The sequence below is a fragment of the Brevibacterium sp. HMSC063G07 genome (assembly GCF_001810665.1).
Lineage (GTDB): Bacteria > Actinomycetota > Actinomycetes > Actinomycetales > Brevibacteriaceae > Brevibacterium.
This window is the reverse complement of the sequence record NZ_KV802343.1, coordinates 1-6,507: the sequence shown is the minus strand read 5'-3', so window position 1 is coordinate 6,507 and position 6,507 is coordinate 1. Positions and strand designations below refer to the sequence as shown.

7 protein-coding genes are annotated in these 6,507 nt (G+C 61.0%); 4 read left to right on the top strand and 3 right to left on the bottom strand.

Features of this window, described 5'->3' with window-relative positions:
- Positions 1-34: 34 nt before the first annotated feature.
- Positions 35-571, bottom strand: coding sequence for a hypothetical protein (locus tag HMPREF2757_RS03875; protein ID WP_218079069.1), 537 nt, complete (start codon positions 569-571; stop codon positions 35-37).
- A gap of 35 nt (positions 572-606) precedes the next feature.
- On the opposite strand from HMPREF2757_RS03875, the gene HMPREF2757_RS03870 reads away from it, so the two are divergent.
- The 4 genes from HMPREF2757_RS03870 (at position 607) to HMPREF2757_RS03860 (ending at position 3,094) form a co-directional block, all read left to right on the top strand.
- Positions 607-1,080: a recombinase family protein gene (locus tag HMPREF2757_RS03870; RefSeq protein WP_080972893.1), complete on the top strand. Its 474-nt coding sequence runs from the start codon at positions 607-609 to the stop codon at positions 1,078-1,080.
- Positions 1,081-1,250: 170 nt separating this feature from the next.
- Positions 1,251-2,273, top strand: a complete 1,023-nt coding sequence (locus HMPREF2757_RS03865) for a DUF4192 domain-containing protein (protein WP_049181628.1) — start codon at positions 1,251-1,253, stop codon at positions 2,271-2,273.
- Positions 2,274-2,433: 160 nt separating this feature from the next.
- Positions 2,434-2,577, top strand: a complete 144-nt coding sequence (locus HMPREF2757_RS11865; RefSeq protein ID WP_016456431.1) for a hypothetical protein — start codon at positions 2,434-2,436, stop codon at positions 2,575-2,577.
- A 91-nt stretch (positions 2,578-2,668) separates the two neighbouring features.
- Positions 2,669-3,094: a single-stranded DNA-binding protein gene (locus HMPREF2757_RS03860; RefSeq protein WP_016456430.1), complete on the top strand. Its 426-nt coding sequence runs from the start codon at positions 2,669-2,671 to the stop codon at positions 3,092-3,094.
- Between the two features lie 569 nt (positions 3,095-3,663).
- Here HMPREF2757_RS03860 and HMPREF2757_RS03855 read toward each other — a convergent pair.
- Together HMPREF2757_RS03855 and HMPREF2757_RS11655 are read right to left on the bottom strand one after the other, a co-directional pair.
- Entirely contained in the window at positions 3,664-5,001 is a 1,338-nt protein-coding gene (locus HMPREF2757_RS03855) for a coiled-coil domain-containing protein (RefSeq protein ID WP_218079068.1), read from the bottom strand.
- A 910-nt stretch (positions 5,002-5,911) separates the two neighbouring features.
- Positions 5,912-6,199, bottom strand: coding sequence for a hypothetical protein (locus HMPREF2757_RS11655; protein WP_141750166.1), 288 nt, complete (start codon positions 6,197-6,199; stop codon positions 5,912-5,914).
- Positions 6,200-6,507 lie beyond the last annotated feature (308 nt).

The window sequence follows — 6,507 nt, the reverse complement described above, 5'->3', positions numbered from 1 at the left end:
GAGCACAGGCCCACAATTAGGAGACACGCCCTAGTTAGTGGTTCGTTTCTTTCCTCGGGTGATTGCGACGGTATTCCTCGACTAAGTGAGCAATACCCGGCGCAGCCTGGGACAACATCCAGGTCATAAGCGCTATAAGAACCCCTATGACGATAAGTGTTAACGCCAACCAGCCCAGTGTTGGGCCGATGCCGTTGGCCTCCTGGACGTGACCCCACAAGGCAGACACGCCGTCGGGTATGCCGAGCATACTTAGCAGCCCGTTCCCCAAGGCTCCGACAGCAACGAGTGCGATAGCAACGAAGAGAACACTGGCTGCAATCCACGAGGCAGACATGCAGGCCTTAATAAAGTTCGTGTTCGACTTTTCCATATCGTCGTTATACTGCTTGCGTTCTGCGCGTATCTCCTCCAGCAGCTTTTCGTTGGACTCCTTCTCCTGGAGCAGAGCGCTGCGAGCCTTCTTAGAGGCTTCTGCTGCCTCGTGCAGGCTCTTAGGCTCTTTCGACATTGCCTCAGATACAGCTACTTCTACCAGCGGTTCCAGGCTAGAAGTCAGGCTCGAAGTCATCTGAGCGTTCAGGCTCTGGCTGCGACCCGGACCACATCTACTCAGACACCATCTCCGGCACCAACTGGCAACGGCCTGGTCTTGATGACGCGCTGGCGTACATGCGCCCCGACGACACGCTCGTTGTCACGCGCTTGGACAGGCTCGGCCGCAGCCTCGCGGACACCGTGAACACCATCGCTGACCTCGCCGAGCGTGACATCAACGTCAAGGTGTTGGAGCCAGCGCTGGACACGTCGAAGCCCACCGACAAGGTGGTTATCAACGTCATGGCAAGTCTTGCCGAGTGGGAGCGTGACCTGCTTGTCCAGCGCACCCGTGAGGGCGTGGCGCACGCCCGCGCACAGGGCAGGGTCGCCGGCCCCAAGCCGAAGCTCAGCGCTGAGCAGGCGCAGATGGCCAAGGAGCTTATCGACGGCGGCAAGTCCGTCAGCGCTGTAGCGCGCACCTTTAACGTCTCGCGGCCGACGATCTATCGCGCTCTCAAGCGCATCGAAGCCGACGCTTAAGCACAGGCTGCGTCGCTAGCGCTCGCACCCGGCGAGAAGGCATCAGGCTGCGCTAGCGACGCTCGGCACACATGAGTGCTGCACTGCTGGGATACGCCTGCGACCGGCAGAGCCGGGCCGAATACGGGATTGACCACATACACCCCGTATTCGTGCAAAGGAGCACTGCCATGTCCACCCATTCTCACACGCTTGCATCCCACGGCGAGATCCTCGCGAACCTCCCCGGCATCCTCGGGTTCTACCCGAACAACTCGCTGATCCTCGCGTTCTTCGTCGACGACGAGGGCGTCGACACCGTCCGCCTCGGCCCGGTCGCACGGTTCGACCTGGACGAAGCAGTGGAGAAGCTCACCGAGAGCCGCGAGCGGTTCGCAGCGTGGGTCCACCACCTCGAACTCGACGCTGTTATCGCGTACATGATCAGCGATGACATTGCGCAGCCGGTCTTCGACGAGACGGCCACGTACCTCACCAGCGGGGCCTCGCCGCTACCGCCGCTGCTCGGGGTGGTGCAGGTGCCCGAGATCGTCACTGGGGCTGCTTGGTGGTCTGTGTACCAGCATCCGCTCATCGACGAGCCGCGCCACGGTGTTGTCGGCGAGGTCGCCGCATCAGCGGCGCTGCAGCAGATGCTAGAGCACACCGGCGAGCTGCCGGAGCCGAGCAAAGACGACATCGAGGCACGGTTGAACAGCACTGACCACGGCATCGACGCTGCCGAGCACGCCGACATCATCGAAGACGCGCTGGCGTATATCCCGCCCATGTTCGCAGACGTGCTGCAGCGTGAGTATGAGCAGGCGGCGGCAGGGATCACCCAGCCGAGCGCTCGCGCTGTTCGGTCTGCGCTGAAATGCTTCACCACGCCGCGCTTGCGGGACACGCTGCTTGCCGCACTGCTCGATGACCCGCAGGCGGGCCTTGCGTTCATAGAGAAGGTTATGCGCGCTGTCCCGACCAGCTGGCCAGGCATGCGCTCGCAGCTCACCGCCACTGTTGCCGTGCTCGCTCACGCCACAGGCCAGCCGGGGCTAGCTGGCGTGGCTGCGCAGCGAGCCACCGAGATCGGGCCAGACGAGAACTTCCCGTCGCTGGTGGCGAAGCTGACCGATATCGGCCAGGGCGAGCGGATGGTCGAGCTTGTCCGCGAGGGCGCTGAGAAGACCCGCACGATCTTGTTTGCCGAGTAGCACCACACACCCCGTTGTAGCAATGCAACGGGGTTTCTTTTTCTCGCGGGGCCTTGGCTTGCGACGACAGACACCGCAACGAGGCAGGGGAGTGACCTTTAGACAGCAGAGCTGTCTCCAACAGACGGATTGACCATCAATCCGAACAAGGAGGCACGTGATGCGCGACATCACCCACACCGACCTGGAACTGCTCTACCAGCTCGCCGACGGCATCGACGGCGAGGACGCCGATCCGGGCGCAGCACAAGAACTGCGCGACCTAGAGGCGGCAGGCACACCGCTGCCCTGGGCAGTGTTGTAACGACAGCGCAACCGCCCCGCAGCAGCAAAGCAGCTGCTTAAGTACCCAAATTGCACGGCAAATCACACCCACTCACGTAAGGAGAACCAACATGTCCAACCCCTTCAACAACGGCACCATCGTCGGCAACGCAGCTCGCGCACCCAAGCTGTTCGAGCACGCAAACGGCGGCGCGACGGTGAAGCTCAGCGTCTATGCGCGCAACACCTTCAAGAACAAGTCCACCGGCAAGGTGGAAAGCGAGATCGTGGAGCTGACCGGCTACGTCCAGGACGCCGCGAACCCCGGTGTGTTCGGCTGCATCGGCTCCGGCGATCGCGTTGCGGTGAGCTACTCGCTCAAGACCGACGTCTACACCGACAAGGACGGTGTGAAGCAGTACCCGCTGGTGGCGCGCATCGACACGGTGCAGCTGATCGATTCCAAGAAGGAGTCCGCTGCTCGCGCTGCCCGTCGCGGAGGCGAGGCGGCGACCGCCGCCCTGGCTGGCGCTGAGGGCGAAGAAGTACCGTTCTAACTACGAAACCCCGCAGGGAAACCTGCGGGGTTATTTTTTCAACCATTTCACACGCCAATTTGCTGCGAATCACTTGTGCAGTTTTACGGTGCAGTGGTGCGGTGCTTTTACTGGCGTTTCTGCTGCGCAACTCACTGCACTATGTAGTGTCTGTGACATTTCATTAACACGTAGGTTGCACTGTGTATTGGGCACCCATTTCATCGACACGTTTACTGCGCAATCAAATGCCCTGTCACTTTAATGACATGTGAATTGGGCAGTGAAGTGGTTTGTCATCCTATTGACACCTTTACTACGCAACAGAATGACAACGACATTCTGTCGGCCCTTCTACGGACATCTCTTCTGCGCAGCACATGCCCCGTCGTACACACCGACGTGCTGCGCACTATCTCCGCCACTCAACAGGCCAATTCACTGCGCAACGTAGTGACACCGGCCCCGCCTAGCCGAGATTTCTTCGATTTTCGCTGAATATCAGCCGTTTACCCGCCGCCAATGACCTACGACGCCGACGGCCCCCTGTTAGGCCCGCAGAAGGCCGTACAGGGCAGGGGAGAGCAGTGCTACAACTCCATACCGCCATCACGATCACGCTGCTGTTGCTGCTGGCGGCGCTTCTCGATGCGCTCGCGTGCACGCTGCTGCGCCCCGCCCTTCTTGCCTGAGGTCTGCGACTGCCTGAACAGCGTGTAACGCTCAAGCAACTCTGGGCTGCGATGCAGTTCTTGCACCAGGAACTTCTTATCCAAGTGCTCCAACTGTTGTCCTGACTTCACCGCTTCTTCGATGATGATGGCGGCTTCATCTTCGGCGTCCGTGTGCGCGTTGCGGCGGATCTGATCAGCCTCATCGCGGGCATCCTTGCGCGTTACTGCAGCGTCGCGTGTGGCCTCGTCGCGGATGCTCGTGGCCTCATCTCGTGCTTTGCTGCGGATCGTCTCGGCGTCGCGCTCAGCCTGCTTACGGGCCTCGTCGGTCTTGCGAGTGATCGTCTCTGCTTCGCTGCGAGCTGCGGCTGTAATATCGCCCGCCTTGGCCCGCGCAGTCTCTTCGGCTCGTTCGAGCAGCTCGTCTGCTTGCGCTTCGGCCAGGCCCAACTCCTGCTCAGCATCCTTGCGTGCTTCGCTGCGGATCTCTTCGGCTTCTTGCTCGGCCTTCTCGCGTGCTTCCTTGAGCACACGCTCGGCAACCTCGCGAGCCTGTGCTTCAGCATTCTCCTGTACGCGCTGGGCTGCTTCGCGGGCTTCTTGCGCCTGTTCAAGTTCCTTAGCAGCCTGCTCGCGGTCACGATCAATTGCGTCCATGTCGCGCTGCACGGATCGCTTCTTGACTTCCACATCATTCTCGCGGCTGGCAAGGTCGCGCTCCCGGTCTTGTTGCTCGGTGTAGCGGTCGAGGTTCAGTGACTCGTCGTGTCGTTCGGAGACTTCTAGCTCTACCGGGTAACCGAGCGCGTGCATGTGCTCCCGGAGTCCGCGTTGCGCGTCGATGAACTTTTGATTACCCGAGATCTGCTTGCCCTTCTTCGGGCCGGATGTGTACCGCACTGAGGTGTCGGTGTTGTAGGCGATGCCGGGGCGGCAGCGGAGCTTGTCGGGATCTTCGGGCTTCGGTGAGAACGTATCCGCCTGGAACTGGATGTGTGGCGTTGATTCGTCGAAGTTCATGTCCCCGCCGGCGACTGCGTCGATACCGCCGGGGATGAAGTTTTCTGCAAGCCAGCGCATTGACTCTTCGGGGTACTTCTTTGCTTCTTCGTAGTCGCGGGCGACATAGCGCGGACGTTTCACTTCGCGCCCGTCCACCTCACTGGTGTAGTAGTCGGGGATCTCCTTGCACATCGACTTCGGCAGATACACGACGAACAGCGACGTCTTGAAACTGTTCTTCTGCACGCGCACTCCGTCCATCCGAGGCGTCTACGGCCGCCACAGGGCCGTACAGCCGCTGCCACAAAGATGAACCAATCGAGTCGCGGCGCTACACATTTGCATCAGCAGCTGCCGCTGGATCTGCCGCGAGCCTACGGCTGCGAAACACACGTCGCTGGCGGTGTCCGTTACATGCGCTTGCGCGCATATGACCGCCGCGAACGTGATGCGTCTGCACCGATAGTGTGCTTGTGGCACGGGCCGATATGAAGTGTGTTACTCGGACCCGTGTCGTTACCCCCGCAGCAGCATCAACACCGCCTGGCGGCGGATAGCTCGCTGCGGGATGTTCACCACCCTGCAATGACCGCCTGGCGGCGGTGCCAGAGTGCAGGGTGGAGCTGTGCGCACCACGTAAACGATGTCGGTCTTGCCGTTCGGTTAGACACCTTGCGCTCGCAGGCTCGCTGCAGGTGTCTCGATGACGCGGGAAGACGCCGCAAGCGGCGTTTCCACCCGTCATCGGCCCTTACTTTAAGACCGACATACAGTGGCTGACGCCGTATGTGGTGCGCACAGCGTGGCGACCTGCAGGTTTTGCGTAGGCACCATGTGCGCTTCGCGCATCAACGGGCCGTTTCGGGTAAGGGTCGAAGACCGCATTAAGACCCGAAACACGCAGGTCGCAGCCCCCTTCTGTGTCAAAACCCCTATATGTTTGTCGTTATAGGGGTAGAAGGGGGAAAAGGGCATAAGGGGGTGCGACGCCTCCGCTGCGCTCCGGCGCTCGGCATAGCCGAGGCACTGCACCGGGTATTACTGCTCGCTGGCGCTCGCATAACCCGGTGCCCGGCGCTGGCGCGCCGCCCCCTACAGCCCCAGTCTCAGACCTCGCTCGCTCGGTCTGGCTGGTGCTGTCTTGCCCTCCGCTGCGCTCCGGTCAAGATGCCCAATAGTGCAGCTGGCGCTGCACCTTGTGTGATGACCCATGCTTTACGTCACGACACATCGATGCTGGCAATCCGATATATCCCGTCGATATGTATTCGGATATGCCAGCATCGATGTGTCGTGTTTGGGTCATCACGAAACGCTCCATCACGGCAAGCCTGCCGAGATGGATATTGGCGTATCTCACGACGCGTCCATTATGCGGCGTCCGCCGCATGTCATCTGCCGTCGCGGTTGCATCTTCAGCAGCACAGCTGCTGAAATCTGCTCTGTCCACGCTGCTGTCTTTGCTGCACCCACGGCCCCGTCTTCGGCATATTTCAAGTCCACACAAGACTATGCCGGCCAGAACCGCGCATAACAGCAGCGCGACATACCGCCAGCCATGTGGCGGATGATCCAGGCGACGGGGCAGACGTGTATATGCCCCGTCGCCGATACCGGCGCAAGCATCGTGACAGTGTCACGTGTAGCGGTGCCGCAGCCACCCGCACACACGCGAAAACCCCGCCCTTGCGAGCGGGGTGTGTGGCGACATCAAACGTGACGGCTTGAAGTGCCCCGGGTTTTGTTCCTAGGCGTTTG